This is a genomic window from Pantoea sp. sgz302252, assembly GCF_047713085.1.
Lineage (GTDB): Bacteria > Pseudomonadota > Gammaproteobacteria > Enterobacterales > Enterobacteriaceae > Scandinavium.
Window position 1 is genome coordinate 1 of record NZ_JBLFJW010000017.1, and the last position, 26,840, is coordinate 26,840.

The 26,840-nt window shown below is 54.6% G+C and carries 22 protein-coding genes; 5 read left to right on the forward strand and 17 right to left on the reverse strand.

The window, feature by feature from the left end; translation table 11 throughout:
- Positions 1-108: 108 nt before the first annotated feature.
- From tnpA to ACLW56_RS13885, 3 genes are all read right to left on the reverse strand, one after another.
- The gene (gene tnpA / locus ACLW56_RS13875) at positions 109-567 is read right to left on the reverse strand and encodes an IS200/IS605 family transposase (RefSeq protein WP_330981770.1); all 459 of its coding nucleotides are present in this window, start codon (positions 565-567) and stop codon (positions 109-111) included.
- Positions 568-789: 222 nt separating this feature from the next.
- The gene (gene cutC, locus ACLW56_RS13880; RefSeq protein WP_330984358.1) at positions 790-1,533 is read right to left on the reverse strand and encodes a copper homeostasis protein CutC; all 744 of its coding nucleotides are present in this window, start codon (positions 1,531-1,533) and stop codon (positions 790-792) included.
- A gap of 66 nt (positions 1,534-1,599) precedes the next feature.
- Positions 1,600-2,172, reverse strand: a complete 573-nt coding sequence (locus tag ACLW56_RS13885) for a VOC family protein (protein ID WP_330984359.1) — start codon at positions 2,170-2,172, stop codon at positions 1,600-1,602.
- A 180-nt stretch (positions 2,173-2,352) separates the two neighbouring features.
- Here ACLW56_RS13885 and argS point away from each other — a divergent pair, with 180 nt between their 5' ends.
- Positions 2,353-4,086, forward strand: a complete 1,734-nt coding sequence (gene argS, locus ACLW56_RS13890; RefSeq protein WP_330984360.1) for an arginine--tRNA ligase — start codon at positions 2,353-2,355, stop codon at positions 4,084-4,086.
- A 99-nt stretch (positions 4,087-4,185) separates the two neighbouring features.
- Here argS and ACLW56_RS13895 read toward each other — a convergent pair whose 3' ends face one another.
- From ACLW56_RS13895 to flhB, 5 genes are all read right to left on the reverse strand, one after another.
- Positions 4,186-5,325 carry a glycoside hydrolase family 105 protein gene (locus ACLW56_RS13895; RefSeq protein ID WP_330984361.1) on the reverse strand — a complete coding sequence of 380 codons (1,140 nt, stop codon included), beginning with the start codon at positions 5,323-5,325 and terminating at the stop codon, positions 4,186-4,188.
- 4 nt (positions 5,326-5,329) lie between these two features.
- Complete coding sequence (locus tag ACLW56_RS13900; RefSeq protein WP_330984362.1) at positions 5,330-6,913, reverse strand: MFS transporter; 1,584 nt, start codon at positions 6,911-6,913, stop codon at positions 5,330-5,332.
- Positions 6,914-7,168: 255 nt separating this feature from the next.
- Positions 7,169-7,561 carry a flagellar protein FlhE gene (gene flhE, locus ACLW56_RS13905; protein WP_330984363.1) on the reverse strand — a complete coding sequence of 131 codons (393 nt, stop codon included), beginning with the start codon at positions 7,559-7,561 and terminating at the stop codon, positions 7,169-7,171.
- On the reverse strand, positions 7,561-9,639 hold the full coding sequence (flhA, locus tag ACLW56_RS13910; protein WP_330984364.1) for a flagellar biosynthesis protein FlhA: 2,079 nt from the start codon (positions 9,637-9,639) through the stop codon (positions 7,561-7,563). Before flhA ends, flhE begins: the two co-directional genes overlap by 1 nt.
- Positions 9,632-10,786 carry a flagellar biosynthesis protein FlhB gene (gene flhB / locus ACLW56_RS13915; RefSeq protein ID WP_330984365.1) on the reverse strand — a complete coding sequence of 385 codons (1,155 nt, stop codon included), beginning with the start codon at positions 10,784-10,786 and terminating at the stop codon, positions 9,632-9,634. Before flhB ends, flhA begins: the two co-directional genes overlap by 8 nt.
- Positions 10,787-11,258: 472 nt before the next feature.
- On the opposite strand from flhB, the gene ACLW56_RS13920 reads away from it, so the two are divergent.
- From ACLW56_RS13920 to ACLW56_RS13935, 4 genes are all read left to right on the forward strand, one after another.
- Positions 11,259-11,837: a fimbrial protein gene (locus tag ACLW56_RS13920; protein ID WP_330984366.1), complete on the forward strand. Its 579-nt coding sequence runs from the start codon at positions 11,259-11,261 to the stop codon at positions 11,835-11,837.
- Positions 11,838-11,960: 123 nt separating this feature from the next.
- Entirely contained in the window at positions 11,961-12,671 is a 711-nt protein-coding gene (locus ACLW56_RS13925) for a molecular chaperone (RefSeq protein ID WP_330984367.1), read from the forward strand.
- A complete protein-coding gene (locus tag ACLW56_RS13930) occupies positions 12,671-15,211 on the forward strand; it encodes a fimbria/pilus outer membrane usher protein (RefSeq protein WP_330984368.1) in 2,541 nt (846 codons plus the stop codon). Before ACLW56_RS13925 ends, ACLW56_RS13930 begins: the two co-directional genes overlap by 1 nt.
- Positions 15,211-16,350 carry a fimbrial protein gene (locus tag ACLW56_RS13935; protein WP_330984369.1) on the forward strand — a complete coding sequence of 380 codons (1,140 nt, stop codon included), beginning with the start codon at positions 15,211-15,213 and terminating at the stop codon, positions 16,348-16,350. Before ACLW56_RS13930 ends, ACLW56_RS13935 begins: the two co-directional genes overlap by 1 nt.
- A 38-nt stretch (positions 16,351-16,388) precedes the next feature.
- Here the strand turns inward: ACLW56_RS13935 and cheZ are convergent, their stop codons facing one another.
- From cheZ to ACLW56_RS13980, 9 genes are all read right to left on the reverse strand, one after another.
- Positions 16,389-17,033: a protein phosphatase CheZ gene (gene cheZ, locus ACLW56_RS13940; RefSeq protein ID WP_330984370.1), complete on the reverse strand. Its 645-nt coding sequence runs from the start codon at positions 17,031-17,033 to the stop codon at positions 16,389-16,391.
- Between the two features lie 10 nt (positions 17,034-17,043).
- Complete coding sequence (gene cheY / locus ACLW56_RS13945) at positions 17,044-17,433, reverse strand: chemotaxis response regulator CheY (RefSeq protein WP_330984371.1); 390 nt, start codon at positions 17,431-17,433, stop codon at positions 17,044-17,046.
- 13 nt (positions 17,434-17,446) lie between these two features.
- Entirely contained in the window at positions 17,447-18,496 is a 1,050-nt protein-coding gene (locus tag ACLW56_RS13950; protein ID WP_330984372.1) for a chemotaxis response regulator protein-glutamate methylesterase, read from the reverse strand.
- On the reverse strand, positions 18,493-19,359 hold the full coding sequence (gene cheR / locus ACLW56_RS13955; protein WP_330984373.1) for a protein-glutamate O-methyltransferase CheR: 867 nt from the start codon (positions 19,357-19,359) through the stop codon (positions 18,493-18,495). Before cheR ends, ACLW56_RS13950 begins: the two co-directional genes overlap by 4 nt.
- 18 nt (positions 19,360-19,377) lie before the next feature.
- Complete coding sequence (locus ACLW56_RS13960; protein WP_330984374.1) at positions 19,378-20,979, reverse strand: methyl-accepting chemotaxis protein; 1,602 nt, start codon at positions 20,977-20,979, stop codon at positions 19,378-19,380.
- Between the two features lie 36 nt (positions 20,980-21,015).
- Positions 21,016-22,677, reverse strand: a complete 1,662-nt coding sequence (tar, locus tag ACLW56_RS13965) for a methyl-accepting chemotaxis protein II (RefSeq protein WP_330984375.1) — start codon at positions 22,675-22,677, stop codon at positions 21,016-21,018.
- A 76-nt stretch (positions 22,678-22,753) separates the two neighbouring features.
- Positions 22,754-23,722 carry a spore coat U domain-containing protein gene (locus tag ACLW56_RS13970; protein WP_415377853.1) on the reverse strand — a complete coding sequence of 323 codons (969 nt, stop codon included), beginning with the start codon at positions 23,720-23,722 and terminating at the stop codon, positions 22,754-22,756.
- Between the two features lie 2 nt (positions 23,723-23,724).
- Entirely contained in the window at positions 23,725-26,112 is a 2,388-nt protein-coding gene (locus tag ACLW56_RS13975; RefSeq protein ID WP_330984377.1) for a fimbria/pilus outer membrane usher protein, read from the reverse strand.
- Positions 26,088-26,837: a molecular chaperone gene (locus ACLW56_RS13980; RefSeq protein ID WP_330984378.1), complete on the reverse strand. Its 750-nt coding sequence runs from the start codon at positions 26,835-26,837 to the stop codon at positions 26,088-26,090. The genes ACLW56_RS13975 and ACLW56_RS13980 overlap by 25 nt, the downstream gene beginning before the upstream one ends.
- Positions 26,838-26,840: the final 3 nt, after the last annotated feature.

The following is a 26,840-nucleotide window of genomic DNA, read 5'->3' on the forward strand; positions in this document are numbered from 1 at the left end:
AATAAATATCCTCCGGCATAGCCGGAGGTTTTTCATATGCGCCTATAAGGCTCTGTCACCAGCAGCGCCCTAACAGGCGCATCACGATCTGACATTTGCATCTATGGATTACTTACGGCCCGTAAACGGGCTACCCGGATAGGGGATCGACAACTGCTCACCCATTTTATCCTCTTCCAGTTGGTGCTTTATGTATTCCTGTATCCTGGTCGTATTTTTTCCAACCGTATCAACGTAATACCCTCGGCACCAAAACTCCCTGTTACGGTATTTGAACTTCAAATCCCCAAATTGCTCATAAAGCATCAGGCTACTCTTGCCCTTCAGGTACCCCATAAAAGCCGATACACTCATTTTCGGCGGGATCTCCAGAAGCATGTGGATGTGATCCACACAACATTCCGCTTCAAGAATATTCACGTTTTTCCATTCGCACAGCTTTCTTAAGATACTGCCTATCGCTTTGCGTTTTTCACCGTAGAACACCTGTCTTCGGTACTTCGGCGCAAAAACTATGTGATATTTACAGTTCCATCGGGTGTGCGCTAAGCTCTTTTCGTCCCTCATTGGGACCCCCTTTTGATTTCTTGTTGAATGTTTGCAGTTGCCAGACCGCAACCTGTTTTAACAAATCAAAAGGGGTTTTTAGAACCGACTCAAAGCTGAAAGCTTTACTGAACCCCCAGCCTAGCTGGGGGTTTTCTGTGCACAAAAAAAGGCCCCTGTTAATGGCAGGGGCCTGGTACAAATATGCATCACATTGGGCGACATGATGCGCGGTAGAAATCGCTAGTGCTTGTAACGGTCAACGATCGCCTTCATCTCCGCTACCGATTCGCCGTTGACGGCGTATCGTGAATATTCATCTGCCGTCGGGTCCGTGGACATCGACAGCCCCGGGTTGCGATAACGCATTACTGACGGAACCCACTGCCCGGCTGAACTGTGCACTTCTTTCACGCCAGCTTCGAGGAACAACGGGATGTTGTTCGCTCGTACGCCAGCACCGGCCATAATCATTGGAGCATCACCCTGGGCAATAAGTTCCCCAATTAATGAAAGTCCTTTCTCCGCCGTCGGCTGCTGACCAGAAGTAAGCACTCGTGCCACACCAAGTTCTCTCAAATTTTCAAACGCCTGCACAGGATTGGCACACATATCAAAGGCCCGATGGAAAGTGACCGCCAGCGGCCCTGCTGCTTCCATCACCTGACGCATACGTGGCATATCCACATTGCCATCGGCATCCAGAATGCCAGTCACCAGCCCCGGGAAACCGAGTTCGCGAATCGTGCGAATGTCTTCCAGCATCGCGGCAAACTCACCGTCGGTGTAACAAAAATCGCCACCGCGCGGGCGCACAATCGGGTGCACCGGGATGCTCACCTGCTGACGCGCTGTTTTCAGCACGCCGAGAGACGGGGTTAAGCCCCCTTCCAGCGGCGCTGCGCAAAGCTCGATGCGATCGGCGCCTTTTTCCTGCGCCTCACGCGCACATTCCATGCTGTAACAGCACACTTCCAGCAAAGCCATTACCTTCTCCTGTTCATGCTAATGCGTCATCATGACACGTTCTCAAACGGCAGATCTCGCGTAAGCTCACATTGTTGTATCGCCCGCTTCACTCGCCACAATCTCTTCAATCGACCACGGGTGAAATTTAATCGTGACCTTACCATCAGTGACCGCCAGCGTCGGATTGGGCAGCCGTTCATGCTCGCCTTTCGGTGAGCTGGTTTTGACGAAAATCCCCGGCTGACTCAGCCCTTCGTCCGACAGTAACGCCAGTGCACGCGCATTCAACTCTTCAGGCGCGCCCGGCAGCACAATTTCGATATGCTCCCAGCCTTCGTGCGGATAGCGTTTCTCGCCAGGCCAAGGCAATTCCACCACCGTAAAACGCCAGTGCTCAACGCAGACAGGCTCATGCAATTTGAATAAGCAGATTGGACGCCCGTTAATGATGTTTTCTGATAACAGTTCACCGCACTGTTCAAAGCCCTGACGCCAGCGTTCCGCGGTAGCGTTTTGATGGCAGCGCAAAGAAATATGGTCTGCCTCCAGCGAGGCAATCTCCAGGCCGAGACGTTCAGCCAACGCCGTTAACGCCTGAGTAAACCGTGGCAAATCCGCCTGAATATCCTGTAACGCTTCGATTGTTTGCCAGCCCATTCTTTACCTCAGTTCTTTTTAGCAGGCCGCTAATTTACCTTGTTGAAAGAGCGCATCCAACTGCTGATTAACGCGCCGCTCCAGGGCTGACGGCTTAGTGCAAATGCAGTATACTTCTGCCCTCATTTCTTCAACTGACACAGGTATTTTTTGCCTGAGTCGAAAACGTAAGGTATTCCGGTGAATATTCAGGCTCTTCTCTCAGAAAAAGTCAGTCAGGCCCTGATTGCGGCAGGTGCGCCTGCCGATTGCGAACCCCAGGTTCGTCAGTCTGCAAAAGTACAGTTTGGCGACTATCAGGCCAATGGCGTGATGGCAGTTGCGAAAAAACTGGGCATGGCGCCACGACAACTCGCAGAGCAGGTTCTGACTCATCTGGATCTCAACGGCATCGCCAATAAGGTCGAAATCGCGGGTCCAGGCTTCATCAATATCTTCCTTGACCCGGCATTTCTGGCTCAGGGCGTAAGCGATGCGCTGAAATCCGATCGCCTGGGCGTGGCTCAGCCTGAAGCGCAGACCGTGGTTATCGACTACTCCGCGCCAAACGTGGCAAAAGAGATGCATGTGGGTCACCTGCGTTCCACCATCATCGGTGATGCCGCTGTCCGTACTCTGGAATTCCTCGGCCATAAGGTTATCCGCGCAAACCACGTCGGCGACTGGGGCACTCAGTTCGGTATGCTGATTGCTTATCTTGAAAAGCAGCAGCAGGAAAACGCCGGTGAAATGGCGCTGTCTGACCTCGAAGGTTTCTACCGTGAAGCCAAAAAGCACTACGACGAAGACGAAGTCTTTGCCGAGCGCGCACGTAACTACGTGGTGAAACTGCAGGGTGGCGATGCGTACTTCCTTGAGATGTGGCGCAAGCTGGTCGACATCACCATGACCCAAAACCAGATTACCTACGATCGTCTTAACGTCACTCTGACCCGCGACGACGTGATGGGTGAAAGCCTCTACAACCCAATGCTGCCAGGCATCGTGGCAGACCTGAAAGCTAAAGGTCTGGCAACGGAAAGCGAAGGCGCTACGGTCGTGTTCCTTGATGAGTACAAAAACAAGGAAGGCGAACCGATGGGCGTGATCATCCAGAAAAAGGATGGCGGCTATCTGTACACCACCACCGATATTGCCTGTGCAAAATACCGTTACGAAACGCTGCATGCCGATCGCGTGCTGTACTACATCGATTCCCGTCAGCACCAGCACCTGATGCAAGCGTGGACCATCGTGCGCAAAGCCGGTTACGTGCCAGACGCCGTGCCACTGGAACACCATATGTTCGGCATGATGCTTGGCAAAGATGGCAAGCCGTTCAAAACCCGCGCGGGGGGCACCGTGAAGCTCTCTGATTTGCTGGATGAAGCGCTGGAACGCGCACGTCGTCTGGTGGCAGAGAAAAACCCGGACATGCCTGCTGACGAGCTGGAAAAACTGGCAAACGCGGTCGGTATCGGTGCGGTGAAATATGCGGATCTCTCCAAAAACCGTACCACTGACTACGTGTTTGACTGGGACAACATGCTGGCGTTTGAAGGCAACACTGCGCCATATATGCAGTATGCCTACACCCGCGTACTGTCGGTGTTCCGTAAAGCAGGTCTGGAAGAAGCAGCAATCATCAATGCGCCAGTGGTCATTAATGAAGAACGTGAAGCTCAACTGGCTGCACGTCTGCTGCAGTTTGAAGAAACGCTGAATGTGGTTGCCCGTGAAGGCACGCCACATGTGATGTGTTCTTACCTGTACGATCTGGCGGGACTGTTCTCTGGCTTCTACGAGCACTGCCCAATTCTGAGCGCAGAAAACGAAGAAATTCGTAACAGCCGCCTGAAGCTGGCGCTGCTGACTGCGAAGACCCTGAAACTGGGTCTGGATACGCTGGGTATTGAAACCATCGAACGTATGTAATCCTCGCGTCAACGGGGAAAATGCCTGATGGCGCTACGCTTATCAGGCCTACAACGCCAGCCATAAAAAAACCGGCAATCATTGCCGGTTTTTTTGTTCTCAGAAATACTTCCGCAAATATTCCGTCAGACAAAGGATCGCCATCGCCTGCCCATAAGGCATCGAGGTCAGCGGGATCTGGCGATAGAACTCCAGATTGCTCCCCATGCCGGTCCCAAAGGACGTTTGCAGTAACTCCCCTTCTGGCGAAATGTTGGCGATGATTCCACGAATCGCTTTCTCTGCCACTTCTGCATACTCCGCAGAGACATAGCGCTTACGCACAGATTTCAGGATGCCGTAGGCAAAACCTGCCGTAGCGGAAGCTTCGAGATAAGCATGCGGATCGTCGAGCAGCGTGTGCCAAAGACCACTGTCATCCTGACACTTCGCCAATGCGGCAATCTGTGCATTCAGCACCTGAACCAGATAACGACGAACCGCGTTGTTTTCCGGCAGATCAACCAACTCAAGGAAATCCGGGATCACGATGGTCAACCAGCTGTTACCGCGCGCCCAGCGGGCGTTGGCAAAGTTATGGTTGCCTTCGTAACTCCAGCCGTGGAACCACAGCCCGGTCTGCCTGTCCATCAGGTTCTGCACATGCAGCAGGAACTGATACACCGCCTCTTCGACATACTCAGGACGATTGAGCAACTTGCCGATTTTCGCCAGCGGCATGACCGTCATCATCAGCGTGTCATCCCACATCTGCTGGTGATTCTCTTCTGCCAGCGTAATGTGCTGCATGCCGCCGTGTTCGGTGCGCGGCATGTCATTCATCGCCCATTCCGCCCAGCTTTCCAGCCACGGCAGATACTGAGGATTTTTAGTCTCCTCAAAACGGTAAGCCAGCGTCAGAAACGGCGCCATGGTGTTGACGTTTTTGGTGGTCGCGCCTTCGGCAAAACGGTCTGCAAACCAGCCGTCGATGATGTCTCGCATCTGCTCATCACCGGTCTGCTGGTAATACTGATGAATACCGTACAGCCCAACACCGTGAGTCCACTCCCAACCTGCCCATCCCTTGGTGTCGATAACGCGCCCGTCATCAAGCCGCAGTAAAAACTCGCCGCTCTCATCCTTGATGTTGACCAGATTGTGCGTCACCTTCTGGATCAGGGCTTTAAGTTCACCCTGAGTAATAAAGCGCTCAGGCTGACAAAGTAATGGGCTATGTTTGACAGGCCAGACTTTCATGTAATTAACCTCTGTTAAATGTCGAATTCAGTGGAGCATTCTGCTTGAGCGATGGCGCAGCAGGCTTATTGCGATTCAGATAACCAATATTGTTGTTCCCCCACAGGGAATCGAACGGCATACCTGCGAGCATTTCGACGGTCGCCTGAGCTTCGGGCGTTGCGGCTTCATGCATCGCACGGCCGGACTGGCGCATTTTGGCGGTTTCGTCGCGCAAAATACTGTGGGTTTGCAGGTTCAGTTTGAAGCGCAGTGAGACCAGGAAGCCGCAGGCCAGCACGACAACCGTGCCCACGCTTAAGATCAACAGAATGGTGTGGCTGACTTCCGCAGGCTGGACTTTCTGTCCGGACACAAAGCCTGAGGCTTGCATGATGATCCCCACCAGCATGATGGCACCTGCCTGAGAGGCTTTGCGGGTCAGGGTCATGATCCCGGCAAAAATCCCTTCGCGGCGTTGCCCGGTGATCACCTCATCCACATCAGCGATGTAGGTGTAAGTGTTCCACGGCACATAGTTGATACCGCCACGACCCAGACCCGCGACCGCAGAAAGCAACAGCATCAGCGACCAGATATCGCTCAGACCTGCGTAGTAGAGCACGGCATAGGAGATGGAACTCAGCCCGAACAACACCACCACCAAACGGTATGACGGCGCAGGCCCAAAGCGAATGCACAGTGGCATCATGGCAATCACGGCGATGAACTGGAAAATAGCCATCGTGCCCATCAGGTTGGAAGCAAACGACGCTTCCTGCATCAGCACGAACACCACGTAGTAAGTGAACACGGCGTTAAACACGTCTTGTGCAATATAGCCGCCAAGGTACATGCCAAGGTGCTGACGGAAAATGCGGATACGCAGCGTTGAGGCCAGTTCGATAATCAAACGGTTGAGGCTTTGCCCCAGCGTCAGCTGCTTCTTCTCTTCTTCTGCTCTCAGTGCCGCTTCACTCCAGTCCTCACGTGCACGTTCCCAGGTAAAGAACCAGACGAAGGTCAGCATCAATGCGCACAGTACCGCGAACACCAGGCTTGCATAGAAGAAGGAAACCGCGTTGTCTTTACCAAAGTGCGTCAGCAGGATGCCCGGCAGGAACGACGCCAGAATGGCAGACATCTGAGCCATCGCAATGCGAGCGCCAGAGAACTTGGTCTTCTGTTTGAAGTCGTCGGTCATTTCCGGCACCAACGTTTCATACGGCACCAGAATCATGGTGTAGACGATATCGAAAATCAGATAGGTCAGCAGGTAGTACCAGAATCCCATGTCGCCGACCCACATAAAGGAGTAGCTGAACACGCAAGGGATCCCGAGCATGATGAAAAACTTACGCCGGCCAAAGCGTTTGCCAAGCCAGGTGGAACCGAAGTTATCCGTTAAGAAGCCCATCAATGGGCTGACGACAGCATCCAGCACCCTTGCGGTGGCAAAGATAAAGGTTGCCTCAATGGGAGAAAGTCCACAGAAGGTGGTGTAGAAGTATAAAAGCCATGCGGCGGTGAGCGCGGTTGTCCCTGCGCCCAAAAAATCGCCCGAACCGTAGGCAAGGTAATTCGCTAATCCGATTTTACGTGTTTTCATTGCCGTAAATCCCGTGTTTTTATCAGGAGAGCAAGCCTCATCCAATGCTGAAGCAGCCCTTACACGGTTACAGTAGAATGATGTGTTGGGTTAAACCTTTCCATTTTTGCCACCCCCTTTTCCGGATTGGCAAAAAAACAAAGAGTCGGAGCACACGCCTCACCTATTTATAAAATAACGTTTTGATTAAATCGAAAGGCAGGGTCAGTTTTGAGAACCCGTTAGCAAAATCTGGCTGGCGGGTAGGGAAAAGGATTAGCGGTAGTTAACAATCACCTGGTTACTTTGCACAGTGAGTGCCGGGATCAAACGCCCTCCTCCCGGCACTTCCCAGACAAAGCGTAGCGGTTCAGCGGCAGAACTATTTTGTAATCCCCAGGTGGTGCCACTTTGCCCGTCCAGTTCCACGCAGCGTGTTTGTGAACACAAGCGCACACGTAAACCTGCGGGCGTGGGGCCAATCAGCGTATAACGCCAGGCAATCACCGTGACCAGGCCACTGGCCGGTTGTGACGACATCAACGGCGGCGAAGATGCAGATTCCCCGCGGTGATTTACTACCACGCCCCTGCCGCTAGCCTGCCAGCTTCCTTCTCCGGCAGCTTGCGCCAGCAGTGGCAACATCATCAGCGCCAGTAATACACGCATTATTTCCCTCCGATGGTAGCGGTCATACGAATCTGACGGTTGTCTGACAGCTCCAGATTTGACAGCACCACCAGTTGCGGCAGATTACGGCGCAGAAATCTGGACAGCAACGGACGCAGCGCATGGTTAACCAACAGCACTGGCGGCGCACCGAGCATCTCCTGACGTGACAGCGCTTCCTGAGTTTGTGCCAGCAGTCGGTCAGCCAGCCCCGGCTCCAGACCGCCACCATTTTGTAAGGCTTGCAGCAGCAAGCGCTCCAGCGGGGTATCAAGCCCAATGACCTGCACTTCGCCATTGCCCGGGAACCACTGTTGAGTGATCGCCCGACCCAGTGCCACACGCACCACGTTGGTCAGCTCATGCGGATCGGTCTGCACAGGCGCATGTTCCGCCAGCGTTTCCAGAATGGTACGCATATCGCGAATCGGCACTTTCTCATCCAGCAGGTTTTGCAGGACTTTGTGCAGGGTGGTTAGCGTGACCACACCCGGCACCAGATCTTCGGTCAGCTTCGGCATTTCCTGCGTCACGCGATCCAGCAGTTGCTGCGCTTCCTGACGGCCAAACAGCTCGGCCGAATGGAGGCTTATTAAATGGTTGAGGTGCGTCGCGACGACAGTGCTGGCTTCAACCACCGTAAAGCCCTGAATCTGAGCCTGTTCTTTCAGCGCACTTTCAATCCAGATAGCCGCCAGACCAAACGCCGGATCGACTGTTGGCTCACCAGGCAGCGTACCCGCAGCAGTACCTGGGTTGATCGCCAGCCAGCGCCCCGGATAAGCATCACCGCTGCCGATATCCACGCCTTTAAGCAGAATGCGATAACGAGCGGGCGGCAAATCCATATTGTCGCGGATATGCACCACCGGCGGCAGGAAGCCCATCTCCTGAGCGAATTTCTTACGAATAGAACGGATGCGCCCCAGCAGTTCACCGTCCTGTTGTGAATCCACCATTGGGATCAGGCGATAGCCGACTTCCATCCCGAGCGTATCTTCCAGTTGCACGTCATTCCAGGTGGCCTCGATGGCCTGCGGACTTTCCTGTGGGCGAACGGGTGCCGCTTGTGCCGGAGCCTTTTGCTCACGTCCACGTAGCCACCAGGCAAGGCCCAGCAACGCCGCTGTAAACAGCAGGAACACAAAGTTCGGCATGCCAGGCACCATGCCGAGCAAGCCGAGCACCGCGGCACTCAGCATCATCACGCGTGGGTTGCTGAACAGCTGACCAACCATCTGCTCGCCGACATCCTGATCGGTTGCCACGCGAGTCACGATGACGCCTGCTGCGGTGGAGATAACCAGTGCCGGGATCTGCGCCACCAGACCATCGCCGATAGTCAGCAGCGTATAGCTCTCCGCCGCGTGGCCTAAATCCATGCCGTGTTGCAAAACCCCAACCAGCAAACCGCCGATGACGTTTATCACCATAATCAGAATACCGGCGACGGCATCCCCGCGAACGAATTTACTCGCACCGTCCATCGAACCGTAGAAATCGGCCTCTTGGGTCACTTCTGCGCGGCGGCGTTTGGCATCCTCTTCACCAATCAACCCGGCGTTCAGGTCGGCGTCGATCGCCATCTGTTTACCAGGCATCCCATCAAGCACAAAGCGCGCGCCCACTTCGGCGATACGCCCGGCACCCTTGGTGATAACCATAAAGTTGATGATAACGAGGATCACGAACACCACGATACCGATGGCAAAATTGCCCCCGACAAGGAAGTGACCGAAGGCTTCAACAACCTTCCCCGCCGCCGCCGCCCCGGTATGTCCTTCCATCAAAATAATACGGGTGGAGGCTACGTTCAGCGCCAGGCGCAACAAAGTGGTAAACAGCAGAATGGTCGGGAAAGCCGCAAATTCGAGTGTGCGCTGAGTGAACATCGCCACCAGCAGCACCATAATCGACAGCGCAATGTTGAAGGTAAACAGCAAATCGAGGACGAAGGCGGGCAGCGGCAGCACCATCATCGACAGGATAAGCAGGATCAGCACCGGTCCGGCAAGCACCTGCCATTGGGTGGATTTAAAGTTGCCGGGCAGACGCAGCATTGCGACCAGATTAGCCATCAGTGTCCTTCTCGTTCAAAAAATCCAGTGCTTCAGGCACCGGTAAATGCTCAGGTTTCTTCGGAGGCGTGCCACCTGCCAGTTTCCAGCGCTTCAGTTGCCACACCCACGCCAGTACTTCTGCCACGGCGGCATACAGCGTGCCGGGAATTTGCTGACCGATTTCGGCGTGACGATAAAGCGCACGCGCCAACGGCGGAGCCTGCAACACCGGGATCTTATGTTCTTCACCCAGTTCGCGAATACGCAGCGCGACAAGGCCCGCGCCTTTCGCCACCACTTTTGGCGCGCTCATTTTGTTTTCTTCGTACTGCAACGCCACCGAATAGTGTGTCGGGTTCGTGACAATAACGTCGGCTTTTGGCACGTCGGCCATCATGCGGCGACGGGCTGCAGCACGCTGCATCTGGCGAATACGCCCTTTCACATGCGGGTCGCCTTCGCTCTGTTTAAACTCATCGCGAATGTCCTGGCGGGACATACGCAGCTTCTTGATGTGGCTGAAAATCTGGAAAAACACGTCGAAGCCAACCATCGGCACCACACCGATCACGACCAATAACGCGCACAGCCCGACCATGTTCAGCGCATTGCCCATCGCCGTGAGCGGTGACTCACTGATAAGCCGCATCATGTCAGGCCAGTGAAGCCAGACAAACACGCCCGCCACGCAGCCGACCAGCACAGATTTGAGAATGGCTTTCAGCAATTCAGCGGCGGACTGGGCCGAAAACATACGAGCAATGCCCGGCAAGGGATTGAGCTTATCGAACTTAAAGGCCAGCGATTTTGGGCTGAACACCAGGCCACCCAACATCACCGGCCCCAGCAGTGCCATCACCACCACACCCACAATCAACGGCGTCAGCGCCAGCATGGCCTGTTTAATCAGCAGGATGATTTGCCCAAGGATCAGATTCGGGTCATTGATAATGCTGTGGTCGAAGTGCAGCCCGGAGGAAAGCAGACTCGCCAGCCTGCGCGCCATCGCCTCGCCGCCAAGCCAGAGCACGCCAACGCCCACCAGCAAAATCAGCAGTGAGGTCAGCTCGCGCGAACGCGGGATCTGCCCTTCTTCACGTGCCTTTTCCAGCCGTTGGGGTGTGGGGGCTTCTGTTTTGTCTTCGTTGTCGCTTTCTTCAGCCACTTCGCATGCTCAAGGATGGGTTTCCTGACCCTAATCATGCCAGAGCCAGATTGCACCAATGGCTGGAAAAGGGGGTATAAAGGATTGCTTTTAGGGTGTTTCAACTCGAGAAAATGCGCATGGATTTAACGTGTAGCACTTACGGCAAAGGTCTCGCCCTCACTTCGTAAACAACTACCTGCCCTAATTTATAGGCAGCCTTAGCACACCACGGTTAAATAGATGTCTCAAAAGAGACAATTAATCACCGTGAATGATCTGTTCTATTAATACAACCCACGACAATATAAATAAAATATATATCAAACAGACAAAAACAGTATTTATGTCTGATAACAAACACGTTATTATCTGTACCGGTATTTAAAGAGAGTTGCATCTGTGTATACTACGGCGGATATCAACATTATTTTCACAGACCGGTTGTTAGCATCGTTTTACGGATTAATCGTTACACTAAGGGAATCTCGCTATGAAACAGAAAAATAAACATCTCGCTTTCATTATGTTTTCACTTATGTTTTCCTCCTATAATGCTGTTGCTGACGGGATGAATGCCGGCACAGTACATTTTACGGGTGAAATTATTGAACCAAGCTGTGTCATTGATGGAAATGATGGCAAGGACAATAATGTCCCCTTGGGAAGTTATCCGACCTCTTTATTTGCCGAAGTCGGAGACCAGTCTACGCTTCAACCCTTCGATATCTCACTTAAAGACTGCCCGGTGCAAACCGATGGACTTAGTAGCGTACAGTTGACCTTCGAAGGGACCACCGTTGCCAGCAGTAACTCAGAACTCCTCACTGTCAGTTCGATTACGACACAAGGGACCACTGCAGCGACCAATGTCGGCATTGCAGTAAGCCTGCAAGAAACGCCAACGTCGCTTTTGACGCTTGACGGAGCCGAAGATCAGATTGTGATTGCTTTAAGACCAACCACTGACAACATAAGGGCCAGTTTCTTTGCACGCTACAAGGCTTATGCAATCCCCGTGACTGCGGGTCCGGCTGATGCAGATATGACGGTAAACATTCTCTATCGTTAAATTTAATGTCAGCGAACGTTTAATTCACTATCGTTAAATTTAATGTCAGCGAACGTTTAATTCACTCTGTAGAACATAGTCACCTCCTGGGCTGGCTATGTTTTACCATGACCATAATTTATTATGAAAATATACGCATCTGGACTATGGTTATTAATATCATTCTTAGCGACAATGCTATTTAATTCCTCCCATGCCGAAGGAATTCAAATTGGCAGAACGCGGGTTATTTATGATGCCAGTAAGAAAGAGACCGCGCTGCCGTTAATCAATCAGGATAAAGAACTGCCGTGGCTCATTCAATCCTGGGTGACTCAGGAAGATAAGAAAACAGCAGCACCGTTTATTGTCACGCCACCTCTTTTTCGTCTCGACCCGCAAAAAGAACAAAGTCTGAGGATCATCTGGTCTGGGGCTAGCGCACCATCAGACAAAGAATCCCTGTTCTACTTAATCGTACGTACCATACCTGGCAGTGATAAAAAGAATGAAAACCAGAACGTATTACGAATCATCTACAAAACACAGCTGAAACTTTTTTATCGCCCGGAAGGGCTTAAGGGAACCCCGGATGAAGCCTGTCAGAACCTTCATTTTTCGCGTTCTGGCAGCCAACTGCAGATAAAGAATGATAGCGGTTACCATCTCGTTTTCGACTCCCTGTATCTGGGCCATAGCCAGCAACGCAAAGCGGACATCGTCGCACCAAAAAGTACCGCCACACTTGCTGCTTCAGACAGCAGTCAACAGGTAAACTGGCGCTGCATCACCGATTACGGTAATGCCTCACCGAAATACACCGCTCTCGTTGAGCAAGGCAGCGGAACGCCATGATGGTGAGGATACTCTGTCGCTCTTCCTGCGGGCTAAAACTCCCCCACTCACTCCTGGCCGGATTGAGCGGCTTGTTGCTGTTGGTTGATAGTGCCCAGGCGAGAGAATTTTACTTTTCGCCCGATTCTCTTGAGCGAGGGAGCGGTTCTCAGCAAACCACTGATTTGTCGTTATTTTCCAACCCAAATGCACAGCTTCCCGGCGAATACAAAACTCAGGTCATCGTTAATCACCTGAAAGTGCAGGAACGGATGCTCAGTTACACCAGTGCCAACGATGGGCACCTGGTGCCACGTCTGACTCCGATGATGCTAAGAGAATGGGGGGTGAAAGTGGATGATTTTCCTGCCATTGCGTCACGTCCGCCGGGCGACCCGCTCGAAAAACAGCTTGGCGACTACATTCCGGCTGCCAGCACCCGCTTTGATTTTAACCGCCAGACGCTTGAGGTCAGTATTCCTCAGGCCTCACTTGATGCCCTCAGCGTGGGCTCAGTTCCTCAATCACGTTGGGAAACCGGGGTCCCGATGATGTTTGCCGACTATTCATTCAGCGACAATGATAATCAGGGCAGCGCATCCGGGCGCGATCACAGCCAATATTTGAACCTCAGAAGCGGCGCTAATCTCGGCGGCTGGCGGTTTCGTAACTACGGCATATGGTCCAAAAATGAGGATAGCAACGCCTGGCAAAATGTCGGGAGCTGGGTTCAACACGACATCCGTGTACTCAAAGCCCAGTTTATTGCCGGGCAAAGTAGCACTCACGGAGAGGTATTCGACAGTATTCAGTTCAGCGGTGTGAATATTGCCTCTGATGACGACATGCTACCCGTGAGCGAACGTGGATTTGCGCCAACGATTCGCGGGACCGCCAACTCCAACGCCACGGTGACTGTCAAACAAAACGGCTTCCTCATCTATCAGCAGAATCTGTCCCCCGGCCCCTTTGAAATTCACGACCTCTATGCCTCAACCAACAGCGGCAATCTGGATGTCACGGTAAAAGAGGCCGATGGCAGTGAGCACAGTTTCACCCAGGCATTCTCCAGCGTGGCGTTGATGCAACGCCCATCTCATCTGCGTTTTGAAGCCACTGTAGGACGCTTTCGTGCCGATCAGGGCAGCAACGATGATGAGCCTGAATTTATTCAGGCAAGCGCCATTTATGGCCTGAACAACCGGCTGACGCTATATGGCGGCATCACCGGATCCGCAGACTATAATGCGTTGGCAACCGGCATCGGTTTGAGCCTCGGCAAGTTTGGCGCAGTTTCACTCGATGTAACGGCGGCGCGTACCCAGCTTGATGATGGTTCTGTCAGTAACGGTCAGTCCTGGCGGGCGTTGTACTCCTCAGAACTGCCCTATACGCAGACACACTTTACGCTGGCAAGCTACCGTTACTCCACCCAAGGCTACTACTCGTTTGCCGATGCCAACCATCATGTCGACCACGATGATGAGGACTATCGTGGCTACCACAAGCGTAACCGGATACAAATCAGCATCAGCCAGCCTGTGGGCGATGGCAGCCTCTATCTCAACGGCTATCAGCAAAATTATTGGGGTGACGAGCGCACCGAAAGGAGTTTCTCCGCAGGGCTGGATTATCAGATCAAAGGCATCAACTTTCACCTTGCCTTGTCCGAAAACAGGGACAGCGACAGAGAAGATAATGACCGCATCATCTCCTTCGGGTTCAGTATTCCGTTGAGCCGTTGGCTGCCAAATAGCTGGGCCAGTTATAACATCAGCGACAATAATCAGGGCGCTACCGTCCAAAATGTCGGGGTCGGCGGAACCTTACTGGACGACAACAGCCTGAGCTATTCGCTGCAGCAGAGCCACAGCAATCAACAACCAGCCGACAGTAGCAGCATTTACAGCAGTTGGCGTACACAGTACGCAAATCTAAACGTGGGTTATTCTTCTGATTCCGCAGGCCAACGGCAAACCAGTTACGGGGCCAGCGGGGGATTGGTCCTCCATCCACATGGTCTGACCCTCTCGCAGCCACTCGGTGATCAGTTCGCCATTATTAATGCCGACGGCGCGTCGGGTATCGCGTTCCAGAACCAACAAGGGATCCGTACCGACTGGTTTGGTAATGCCATCATCCCGTCGCTGACCCCCTATCAGGAAAACCGCATTGGCATGGACACAACCCAACTGCCGGACAACATTGACAGTGAAGGCACTGCAGTAACCGTAGTGCCTACCCGTAATGCGGCAGTAGAAGCCCATTTCAGCGCCAAAGTGGGCTACCGCGCACTGGTTCAGCTGTCGTTGCCGAACGGCGACGTTGTGCCGTTTGGGGCGATAGCTAGCGCCGACGACGGGAAAATTAACGGTATTGTGGCAGACCGCGGGGTGCTCTATCTCTCGGGACTTCAGAATGCTATTGAGTTGCTGGTGAAATGGGGCAACGACCCCAACCAGCACTGTGCTGCGAGTCTCCCCGCAGCCTCCTCTATTCCCGATACGAATCCAACCGGGATCAAACACGTTACGGCTCTCTGCCGTCAGGAAGGACACTGATGCGTTACTCTTCATTGCGCTGTGGCGGGTACATCTTCCTGCTACTTTTAATCCACTCTCACTCAGCTTACGCCACTGTTCTGAAAGGCTGTTTTCCTTCTCCCGGCAGCTATGAAACGCAATACAGTCGGCCACTTTCCCCTGATGAAAATAGCCAAGGGAGCATCATTACTGCGGATGCTCACCTGGTGGGCAGTGGCCCCACCATCTATGCCCAATGCAATTGCCCAAAAACTATTTCATCCTCCGCTCAGGTAAAGGGATACAGCTTTGCTAGCAGCCCTTTGATGGCTGGGTCGACAAGCGGAACGGGCTATCTTACCGAGAAACTGGATATCCATGTTGATGGCTATAATGATGCCATCGACTCACCCGATGGGAATGGGCTCTATGCGAACACCATTAGCACCTATCCAACGCTCTCCCCTGGCGGACAAGCCGAAAAACTCACCTCCATCGAAAGCACCGAAACCGTCTGTAGCGATGATACACGTCCGGTCGCAGGTGTACCGCAGCGGCAGTTCAAGTGGAACATCATTTTCGCTCGTCTGTATGTTAAATCCCCCATCCTCGGAGAGGAAATTATTCCCTCAACCCTCGTTCAGCAAACTTCAGCTTGCCTTTATTATGGCAGCGGTATGTGCATGCTGTCTGATTCACGCCCCGTTTCTAATATTTGGTTTTCAGGGATCCTCAGTGCCCCACTGAGTTGCACCATCAACGCGGGGAGCGTTATTGAAGTCGGTTTTGGCGCTGTGGCGAGTTCGGATTTTATAGCCAGAGGACAACCCCCGAAAGGTTACACGCTGAGAAACGTTGATATCTCTTTTCACTGCGATAATGCAGCGGTCAGCAATACGGAAAAAATCAAGCTCACGCTTTCTGCTGATGAGGGTGTGGAGGATACGGAAAGTGGACTCATTGGCAAAATGACCGGCCGGGACGATATCGGAGTGAGAGTCTATGACGCTAATAGCAGCAACGTGCGTCTTGACGGCAACAGCGAATTTCCCATCAGCCTTGATGAGCAAGGAAACGGCTCAATCCACATGACCGCAGCCCCCGTATCGACAAAAGAAAGCAGACCCGAACCGGGCAAATTTGAAGGGAATGTGACCATTAAAATGGACCTGCGCTAGCGCTCATAAAAGAATGGCCCATCATGGGCCATAGCAAATTAGAACCCCAAACTGTCCAGCAAATCGTCGACCTGGTCCTGGCTTGCGACCACGCCCGCTTTGCTGGTGTCCATTTGCGGGCCATTGAGCAGGCTTTCATTTTCACGTTTTGGCCGTGCGCTCTGGTCCGGCATATTTTCCAGCAGCACCATCAGCAACTGGCGTTCAATCTCCTGGATAACATCCATCATCCGCTTGATAACCTGCCCGGTCAGATCCTGGAAGTCCTGCGCCATCATGATTTCCAGCAACTGCGCATTGGTGAAACTGGTGTGTTTTGGCACATCCGCTAAATAGCTGCGGGTGTCAGTCACCAGTTCACGGGCATCGGAGAGCTCAATCGGATCTTCAAACCACGCATCCCAGCGGCCAGACAGCGCTTTGGCTTCTTTTTCCATCTGGTTCTGATGCGGCTGCGACAGCTCGACGCAGTTCAGCGCGCGCTCAGCCGCTTGCGCGGTCATCTGCACCACGTAATCGAGACGGTCACGGGCATCCGGAATCGCTTCCGCCGCTTCGGCAATGGCTTGATCGAGGCCGAGCTCACGCAGGCTGTCGCGCAGCATACGGGTCAGGCTGCCGATGCGGGCAATGATATCCGCGGCTGAATGTTCATCAGCAGGTTTCATGGGGGATTGCATCATCGTCTCTCCCTTACATGCCCAATTTCTCGAAGATTTTGTTCAGCTTCTCTTCGAGAATGGCGGCGGTAAATGGTTTCACGACATAGCCACTGGCACCGGCCTGCGCGGCGGCAATAATGTTCTCTTTCTTCGCTTCTGCGGTCACCATCAGCACCGGTAGCGCGCCCATTGCGCCATCGGCACGAATGGTTTTCAGCAGATCCAGGCCGTCCATGTTCGGCATGTTCCAGTCAGAAATCACAAAGCCAAACCCGCCTGCCTGTAATTTGTTCAGCGCATCCACGCCATCTTCCGCTTCTTCTACGTTATTGAATCCCAGCTCTTTTAGCAGGTTACGCACGATGCGACGCATGGTGGAAAAGTCATCCACAACCAGAAACTTAAGCTCTTTATCCGCCATTTCACTACTCCTCTTAAATACGTATTGCCTGTCCGGCACTGATTTTTGCCAGCATCTGCTGACTTACCTGGCTGAGATCGACCACTTCGCTGACGCCACCTATATTGATGGCTTCACGCGGCATGCCGAACACCACACAACTTGCTTCATTCTGGGCAATCGTCCAGGCGCCTGCCTGGTGCATTGCCAGCATCCCGGCCGCGCCGTCGTTGCCCATGCCGGTGAGGATCACCCCCACCGCATTTCGCCCCGCGTTTTTGGCAACCGAGTGAAACAGCACGTCCACCGACGGGCGATGGCGATTCACCGGCGGCCCGTCATGAATTTTGATTTGATAGTTAGCCCCGCTTCGCGCCAGCTCCATATGCTTATCACCCGGCGCAATGTACGCATGGCCCGGCAACACACGTTCTCCGTCCTCGGCCTCTTTCACCGCTATCTGACACAGCTTGTTCAGCCGTTCGGCAAACGAACGGGTAAAGCCCGGTGGCATATGCTGGGTAATCAAAATGGCCGGGCTGGTCAGCGGCAGCGGCTGCAATACGTGGCGAATGGCCTCGGTACCGCCCGTTGACGCGCCAATCACTAACAGTTTTTCCGAGCTGAGCATCGGGCCTGCTTTCAACGCCTTTGGCGCAACCAGCGGCTTGTGCGCACTGACTTGTGCTCTGGCAGCCGCACGCACTTTGTCGGCAATCATTTCGCTGTAGGCCAGCATCCCTTCACGGATGCCAATCTGCGGTTTGGTGACAAAATCCACCGCGCCTAATTCCAGCGCCCGGAGGGTCACTTCAGATCCTTTGCCGGTCAGTGAAGACACCATTACCACCGGCATCGGGCGCAGCCGCATCAGCTTTTCCAGAAAATCGAGGCCATCCATGCGCGGCATCTCAACGTCCAGCGTCAGCACATCCGGGTTGTACTTTTTAATCAGATCCCGGGCGACCAGCGGATCAGGCGCGGTGGCGACCATTTCCATATCACTGTGGCTGTTGACGATTTCTGTCATGATCTGGCGCATCAACGCCGAATCATCCACAGACAACACCCTGATTTTACTCATGCTTTATCCTTACTCAGCGCGTACACCGTCTGCCCCCGCAGACTGAACTCGCGCACGAGATTGCTGAAGTTCTCTGAGTGCCCGGCAAACAACAATCCGTCGGGCTTAAGCAGGGGAACGAAACGGCGCAGAATGTCCTGCTGGGTCGTTTTGTCGAAATAGATCATCACGTTGCGACAAAAAATCGCGTCAAACGGCCCCGGCACGTTGTACTGCCTGTCGAGCAGATTGACTGGCGCAAAATCCACATAATTCGCCAGTTCCTGCCGCACGCGCACCAGCCCATTGTGTGGCCCGGTTCCGCGCATGAAATAGTGCGAAAGCTGCTGCTGCGACAGGGTTTTCAGTTCATCCTGTCGATAGATGCCGCTTTGCGCTTTGTTCAGCACTTCCGTGTCGATATCGCTGGCAAACACCTTCCAGCGCCCCGGCGCGGTACCTAACGTGTCGGCAAGCGTGATGGCTATCGAATAGGGTTCTTCTCCCGTCGATGCCGCCGCACTCCACACGCGATATTCACCCTGCCGATGACGGGCGTGTTCTGCCAGCGTCGGGAAGTGATGCGCCTCGCGGAAAAACGCCGTCAGGTTAGTGGTCAGCGAGTTAATAAACGCCTGCCACTCGGCGTTATCCTGATTCGCCTCCAGCATCGCCAGGTAACGACCAAAATCATCCAGACCGAGCTGGCGCAGACGGCGCACCAGTCGGTTGTAAACCATGTCGCGCTTATGATCGGCCAGCACAATCCCCGCGCGCTGGTAGATAAGCTGGCATATCCGACGAAACTGCGCATCGGACAGCGCCAGGCGCTGTGTCATCTGCGTTAATAATGACGATTGCCCAGTGGGCAGCGTTGCAGTCATAGCGCCTTCTTACGTCAATCAGGAAACCACGGCTACCGCCACCGGCGGCACCCCTTCTTGCTTCGGTACTCTTTTCTCTTCCAGCGCAAACTGCGCCACCAGCGTGGTCAGGTTATCGGCCTGCCCTGCCAGTTGTTCTGTGGCCGCCGCCGCTTCTTCCACCAGCGAGGCGTTCTGCTGCGTGACCTGGTCCATCTGGCTGACCGCCAGCGCGACCTGTTCGATACCGCGACGTTGTTCATCGGACGCCGAGGCGATTTCGCCCATGATGTCGTTAACCTGCGAAACGGAGCGGACGATTTCGTTCATGGTCTGCGCAGCGGTATCCACCAGCGCGGAGCCTTCCTGTACGCGGGAAACGGACTCTTCAATCAGGCCTTTTATCTCTTTCGCCGCCTGAGCGCTTCGGCTGGCGAGGTTACGCACTTCACCCGCCACCACCGCAAAACCACGCCCCTGCTCACCGGCACGCGCGGCTTCCACCGCGGCATTCAGCGCCAGAATGTTGGTCTGGAACGCAATGCCGTCGATAACGCTAATGATGTCGCCGATTTTCTGCGAGCTGCTGGCGATGTCGTGCATGGTGTCAGCGACGTGCGAAGCCTGCTGCCCGCCGCGTTTAGCGGTTTCCGCCGCGCTGCTGGCAAGCCCGGAAGCCTGACGTGCGTTATCGGCGTTCTGCCCAACGGTGGCGGTCAGCTGTTCCATACTTGCTGCCGTTTCCGCCAGCGAAGCCGCCTGCTGTTCGGTGCGCGAAGAGAGATCGTTATTCCCCGCCGCGATTTCAGAGATACCGGTATGCATGGCGTAGCTTCCCTGACGAACCTGAGTCACCGTGTCGCGCAGTGCGCTTTGCATATTCTTCAGCCCGGCGAAAATGGCCGAAATTTCGTTGCGCCCAAACACCGATATCGGGCGAGCGAGATTGCCTTTCGCAATGCTTTCGAAATGGCTGCTGATGATGCCCAGCGGCTGGACAATCATCCGGCGAGTCCACAGCAATGCGCCGCCCACCAGCACCACCGCCAGAACCACCATCACAATGAAGATGGCTGCCGAGCGATGATAATTGCTGTCTCCTGCCTGACGAGCGGCTTCCACATGAGATCCGATGTACTGGATCCAACTGCGCCAACTGCCGTCAAAATTGTCCTGTGCCTGCTGCACCGGCGCGGTCATAAAGTCAGAAAGCTGATTGCTTTCAAGCCAGGTCATCTGGTGTTTCAGCGCCCCGTGCCAGTCGGCATAGCGTTTCTGTGTTTGCTCTTTCAGTGCCTGCGCGGTGCTGTCCACCACCGGGAAGGCGACAAACTCGGCGAACTCTTTGTCCGCCTGCTTCAGGCTTTGGTGCGCCGTGGTTAACAGCGCTTTAATCTCTTCCGGCGGATAGCTCAGCGCCGTCAGCGTCCCGGCTTTATTCAGTGAACTGCTGGCCTGCAGCAACACCACGCGAGCGTCGCCGAGGCTGTTCAGCAGCAGATTTCCTTGCTCTACCTGACCCAGAGTTTGCTGTCCATCGCGAAAGGCCATAAAGGACAAACCGTTACTGCCAATTTGTAACAGGCCACACACCACCAGAATCAGACATAAGGTGGTCGAGATACGAATACGATTGAACATCACCACTCCCGTCATGCGGCAACGTGCCGCGTAAAGTTAAAAGGTTTCCCAGTTATCATCCGTTCCGACAGCGGCAGCACGCGGGCGCAACGGCGCGGCGCTGGCTTCATGAACGCTGGTTTTTTTGGTCACAACAGAGTTGTTTACGGTCGCAATACGGAACGTCGAGACGGCACGGGTCAGGCTGCTGGATTGTTCTTCCAGTGCCGCGGCAGCGGCGGCGGACTGCTGTACCAAAGCGGCGTTTTGCTGGGTGACGCGATCCATTTCGGAAACGGCCAGCGCAACCTGATCGATCCCGCGACTTTGCTCATCAGAAGCGGAAGAAATCTCGCCCATGATGTCGGTCACGCGGGTCACCGCGTTGACGATATCGCTCATGGTTTCGCCTGCGCTTTCCACCAGCACCGAGCCGGTGTCGACTTTCGCCACCGAGTCTTCAATCAGACCTTTGATCTCTTTTGCGGCCTGCGCGCTGCGGCTGGCAAGATTACGCACTTCCCCGGCGACTACCGCAAAACCACGGCCTTGTTCCCCTGCACGAGCAGCTTCGACTGCCGCGTTCAGCGCCAGAATATTGGTCTGGAAGGCAATGCCGTCGATAACGCCGGTAATGTCAGAGATCTTCTGCGAACTGGCGGCAATGTCGTGCATGGTTTTCACCACGCCGTCCACCACTTTGCCGCCGCGCTGTGCGGTTTCTGAAGCGCTTAACGCCAGCTGTGAAGCCTGACGAGCGTTTTCGGCGTTCTGTTTCACCGTGGCGGTGAGCTGTTCCATGCTGGCAGCAGTTTGTTCCAGCGCAGAAGCCTGCTCCTCAGTGCGAGATGAGAGATCGTTATTCCCAATGGCGATTTCACTGGTGCCAGAGTAAATAGCATCCGAGCCAAGACGGACACGCGTGACAGTATCGATCAGCGACTGCTGCATGTGGCCTACGGTGCCAGCCAGTTCCGCAATTTCGTTGCGCCCGGACACGTTCATCGTCTGGGTCAAATCCCCGTCGGCAATTTGACGCAGATGCGCCATCACTTTAGCCAGAGGATTAAGCAGGATTTGGCGAATGCCGTACCACGCAGCGGCGAGGATCAGCACCAGCACCACGGCAATCACCCCAAGCTGCCACTGCGCAAAACGATAATCGTGAGTACTGGTCACGAAGGCGTGCTGATAGAGCTTCTCGCTCTCTTCTGCATAGCGAGTCAGCGCCTCACCCAGCCCGTTTTGCATGCCCTGCGTCGCCTGGGCGAAATAGGCGTCCATGTTGCCGCTTTGCAGGAAGCCAATCAGCTCCGTTAACCCGGCGAAGTATTTCTGGTAGCTGGCATCAACGCTCTCGCTCACCGCGCTTAATTCCGGTGGCGTTTGCATTTGAGAAAACGCGGCGTAGTGCTTCGCGGCTTCTGCCAGAGAGAGTTTGGCATTGTTCAGCAGATCCACTTTGGCGCTGCTTTGTTGGTTGCTGGCATCCATCATCATGCGGGCAGATGAACGGCTGAGGTTGATGCGCGTTTGCAGCATCAGCTCCCAGGTTTTGCTCAGCTCGGTCTGCTGGGTGCGCAGCTCATTAGAGAGGGCGAAACTTTGCTGGTTTTGTTTTAACGACGAGAAAAGAAAGCCACCGGACAGCAGCTGAAGCAGTGCGAAAACGACCAGCACTAACATCAACAGGGTGACAACGCGCAGACGGTTCAACATACAACACCTTTTCATTAACGTGATAGCGGTGTTATCGGCACGTTGGCGGGGAACTTTACGTTAAGTCACCTTTTCATCAGAAGGCGATATCGACAATCAGCGTATCGGTATAGCTCCCGGCGGGCGGCGTGTTCTGCCCTGTCAGCACTTTGGCTGTGTAGTTGTAAGTATTGACCGTGCCATCGGCACTGACTGAACTGGCAGCACTGCTGGCCCAGCGATCGGTGCCGGTTGGCCCCCAACGTGCGGACGTACTGCCTTTGTAGATGTCATAGCTCATCACATTGCTGCCGCTGACCATATTGCGCACCGAGCCGCTGCCCGCATTCACCCCGTTATTGATGCCAACGGTATACACGCTGCCTTTGGTGCAGGTAATGGCGACGGACTGCGAAACGGTGGGGAAATTGCTGACCAGCGGTGCGCTGCCGAAATTGACGTCCGGCGCGCTGATAGTGATGCAGTCGTTGGTCACCGTCATGGTTAATATGGTGGTGACGGCCGTGGTGCCTGTTTGCGGGGTGCCTAAACAAATCCCGACAAGTCCTGTGGGACAAACGCTGTAGCTCACATTCATAGTGACGGACACCTGATACGACCCGGCGCTAACGCTCTGCCCGGCCACCGTACGGAAATAGACCGGCAGGGTATAACTCTTGGAACCTAACAAACTGAGCAGCGTGCTTCCACTCCAGGTATAGCTTTGGCTGATAGGCGTTTCGGTGCTGTTAGAGCAGGAGGACGTGCCACACACACGAACAGGAATGGCATCCGTTACCGTTAAGTTGTCAGTGCGTTTCATTGCCGGACGCGTGCCAACCGTCGCGCTGGCACTTTGCACGTTCATTGAGATTGTGTCGCTGGTCAGCAGATTCAAGATGGCATCGCAGGTGACCACCAGATTCACGGAGGTCTGTTGCTCAGTGCTGTTGACGGTAAAAGAGGAGAGCGAGCCAAACCCGCCGTTAGCGATGGTCACGGTACAAACCGCCTGCAACGGCAAACTGACAAGCCACAACGCCAGCAGCAACCCTAAACGCCGGATCATTATTTCACCTCCCGACACAGCAACGGCCCATAAGTCTGCAACTTATGATTTGGATTGGCGCGGATCGTTAGCGTAGTGCGACACCGTTTTCCGTCAGGGGTGATAACCGTCAGCGGGTTCACGCTGGAGAGATTTTCAAGCCACGCAATACCGTCATAGCCGACAGGTGAATCGGGCAGCCCTTGACGAGACACCACGCTTGCCACCGGCAACGGTTTGTCTTGTTCATCATGCAGGACAACGCTGGCCACGCGCTCCTGTTCCATCGGAAATTCAAGCAGATAGCCGCTGTTACGCCGTAACGCCACCCGCTGTTCGGTCTGTTTAAGTTGAGTGTCGGCAGGCAAATCCAGCGCATTGATGCTGTAATTGGCCGGATACCAGGCCGACACCCCGCTTATCAGCAAATAGCCTTTGTCATTGGTGCTGCCAATCGGCTGATGTTCATAGCTGACCGGCACTTCAGGCTGCCCGTCGGTGCTGACCACCACAAAGGCATCGTTGATTTTGTTGGCCGCAAAAAGTTGCCCGTCCATCAACACCAGCGAGCCCATCGCTTCACCCCACCAGGTCATCGCATCCTGTTCACCATAACCACCGCCCTGCAATTCAATATTGTTATTGCGCCAACCGAGTGTGGCCTGCTGGTAGTTACTGCTCTGAGACTGACGCGCCCACGCCATATTCCAGCTGAAACCGCCGTCGGATGGCATGCTGTGGTTGTAGTTAATCCGCTGAGTGCTGCCCAAATCCGGCGTATTTTCGGTGGTGACCGCCACGCTGTCGCGATCGCCAATCGGGATTTGCAGCGACAGCGCCACCGTCCAGTCACCGCGTTGCTGATCGCGACTGGCGGCAAGATAAACACTGCTGGCCCCCCATAAACTGCGGCTCCACGACAGGTTCAGCAACTCGGTTTTCTGGCTGTCGAAGCTTTTAACCCCAATCCACGCCGCCCCGAGGTTGCCGTAGTCGCCCATGTTCAGCGACAGCGAATACTGGTCACTGCTCTGACTCAGGCTGGCAATAGGGTTATTTTGGTCGTCGTACAGACTCGGCTGATCGTACAGCGCCAGGTTGCCGAAGGTTTTGTCACGATGAGTATGCTGGGTCACAAAGCTGAAGATGCCGGTGCTGTATTGATAGCCCCAGTTGATCTGCTGCCCGCCCTCGCCGTCCATCTGGCTGTGGGTGTAACTGCCGTTGACGATACCGAATTGCCCGAGCTTCACCAGCGCCCCCGCGCCGCCAAGCGCCAGCGACTCAGCGCCTTCCGCATGCCCTTCCAGCGTCAGATAGTCATTGACGCCGTAGCGGTAAGTGCCGCTACCCACCGCCGGGCCGTAGTCAAAATTCTCAATACCGTAATTACGACGAAGTGCGCCAAACGTTGCTGCACCGTCACTGAGCCCCGGTTTCAGCATTTCACTGGCGACATAAAAAGGCAGCGTGGTACTGACCTGCCGCCCGAGCGCATCGGTGGTCACCAGCACCGCGTTTCCGGCACCGTTGATGTACGGCAAATTGGTCAGCGTGAACGGGCCGGGCTGAAGCTGCGTGGACCCCGCGCGATAGCCATCAATAAACAAATCCACCGACGTGGGCACTGCCGCATCGCCGGAAAAGGTCGGCAGCGGCCAGGTCACTAAATCCGGCCTCACCGAAAAATCACGCCCGAATCGCACCCCGCCGACCCGGACGCTGTTGCTCCAGCTCAGCGCATCACTGATGGTGTCGCCGACATTCCACTCTGTCGCCGAGTCGTCATCGGTGTAGCTCAGCGTGGTGTCATAGCGAATATAGCCGTCATCTAACTGATCGCCGCCGCTAAGACTTTGGCGCACGTAACCTGTAGAGGAGAGCGAATTCTTGCCACTGAAAAAGCGAAGCTCATGCCAGAGCGCCGCCTGCCCTGCACCGTGCTCCGTCTGACTGGTGTAGAAATCGTAGTTGAACAACGCACCGCTGCCTGCCTGCGGAACGGCACGTTGGGTTCCGTTCTGGAACATGGCTTCTTTGGAGGCAAACCAGTCCGATGGTACCGTCAGCAATAAGCGCTGCCCGTTGCCGTCATACTCGGTTTTCATCGCCTCAATCGAGGAAAGATCCACTTCCCCGACAGGCAGCTTTGCCGCAGGCAGCCCCGCACTTTGCAAATCTGCACTGGCGATATACCAGCGGCCTTCGCGCTGAGTCACGGGCACCACCTTCTGCGTATCGTAATGGTTGATAACCAACCCAAGCTGGTACACCGACTGTTTCTGAATCGCGTTCGCATCCGGTGGCGGCGGCAGAAGATCGTCCCCTGGCTCTGCATGACAAAGCCCTGAAGTGGAAAGCAGCAGGCACATGGCAATTTTCGTTAGTTGCCCGCGGCGGACTGCCATTTCGCGTCCTGTGCATTGACGGTGGCGCTAAGCTCAGTGGGGTGCGTCACGCCCGCCGGGAGCGCCCAGATTCGGGTTTGCCCCGGCAGCACATAGCCGAGCAACCCCGGCGCGACTTCCCGCTCGCTGCTGCCCTGTCGAACCGACACGTTACTCAGGCGGACATGAACCAGGTCGCGATTACGCACTTCAATCGCCGGTTTTCCATCGAGAGAAGTGACACGCCAGCTGAGATTGTTCGGACTCACCAGCACATGGTTTTCGCCTTCCGTCACCACCGGCATGCCCTGCCCGTAAACGAACAGCGGGATGGAGTAGCGCATCTGCAACTTCAGCCCGATTTGCGGTTTGCTGGTGTCGGTCGGCTGGGGAATTTCATCAACAATGATGCGGTAAGCCTGCTCTTTGCCCTGTGGCACAGCCGCCTGCTTAATCAAGCGGATAAGCTGTTTCCCACCTTTATCAATCCTCAGGATCGGCGGGCTGGCCACCACGTCCTGCTGTTGCTGATAGCGCTCAAAACCGCTTTCCTGCTGCCAGCGCACGATGCGAACCTGCATGGTGGTGGCGGTGGTTCCCTGATTTTCAATCCACAGTTCGGTGGCGTTTTTGTCGGCTGTCAAAATGGGGTCAATAGGCCAGATAAGCACCGTTGCGGCGCTGTGAGCCTGCTGGGCAAAACAGATTGCGCAGAATAAAGTCTGAGGCAGCCACCGTACATTCATGCT

Bases quoted from the DNA above. Each gene is read 5' to 3' on its own strand.
- tnpA (WP_330981770.1), bottom strand. From the start codon at position 567: ATGAGGGACGAAAAGAGCTTAGCGCACACCCGATGGAACTGTAAATAT.
- cutC (WP_330984358.1), bottom strand. From the start codon at position 1,533: ATGGCTTTGCTGGAAGTGTGCTGTTACAGCATGGAATGTGCGCGTGAG.
- ACLW56_RS13885 (WP_330984359.1), bottom strand. From the start codon at position 2,172: ATGGGCTGGCAAACAATCGAAGCGTTACAGGATATTCAGGCGGATTTG.
- ACLW56_RS13895 (WP_330984361.1), bottom strand. From the start codon at position 5,325: ATGAAAGTCTGGCCTGTCAAACATAGCCCATTACTTTGTCAGCCTGAG.
- ACLW56_RS13900 (WP_330984362.1), bottom strand. From the start codon at position 6,913: ATGAAAACACGTAAAATCGGATTAGCGAATTACCTTGCCTACGGTTCG.
- flhE (WP_330984363.1), bottom strand. From the start codon at position 7,561: ATGCGTGTATTACTGGCGCTGATGATGTTGCCACTGCTGGCGCAAGCT.
- flhA (WP_330984364.1), bottom strand. From the start codon at position 9,639: ATGGCTAATCTGGTCGCAATGCTGCGTCTGCCCGGCAACTTTAAATCC.
- ACLW56_RS13920 (WP_330984366.1), top strand. From the start codon at position 11,259: ATGAAACAGAAAAATAAACATCTCGCTTTCATTATGTTTTCACTTATG.
- ACLW56_RS13925 (WP_330984367.1), top strand. From the start codon at position 11,961: ATGAAAATATACGCATCTGGACTATGGTTATTAATATCATTCTTAGCG.
- ACLW56_RS13930 (WP_330984368.1), top strand. From the start codon at position 12,671: ATGGTGAGGATACTCTGTCGCTCTTCCTGCGGGCTAAAACTCCCCCAC.
- ACLW56_RS13935 (WP_330984369.1), top strand. From the start codon at position 15,211: ATGCGTTACTCTTCATTGCGCTGTGGCGGGTACATCTTCCTGCTACTT.
- cheZ (WP_330984370.1), bottom strand. From the start codon at position 17,033: ATGATGCAATCCCCCATGAAACCTGCTGATGAACATTCAGCCGCGGAT.
- cheY (WP_330984371.1), bottom strand. From the start codon at position 17,433: ATGGCGGATAAAGAGCTTAAGTTTCTGGTTGTGGATGACTTTTCCACC.
- ACLW56_RS13950 (WP_330984372.1), bottom strand. From the start codon at position 18,496: ATGAGTAAAATCAGGGTGTTGTCTGTGGATGATTCGGCGTTGATGCGC.
- cheR (WP_330984373.1), bottom strand. From the start codon at position 19,359: ATGACTGCAACGCTGCCCACTGGGCAATCGTCATTATTAACGCAGATG.
- ACLW56_RS13960 (WP_330984374.1), bottom strand. From the start codon at position 20,979: ATGTTCAATCGTATTCGTATCTCGACCACCTTATGTCTGATTCTGGTG.
- tar (WP_330984375.1), bottom strand. From the start codon at position 22,677: ATGTTGAACCGTCTGCGCGTTGTCACCCTGTTGATGTTAGTGCTGGTC.
- ACLW56_RS13975 (WP_330984377.1), bottom strand. From the start codon at position 26,112: ATGGCAGTCCGCCGCGGGCAACTAACGAAAATTGCCATGTGCCTGCTG.
- ACLW56_RS13980 (WP_330984378.1), bottom strand. From the start codon at position 26,837: ATGAATGTACGGTGGCTGCCTCAGACTTTATTCTGCGCAATCTGTTTT.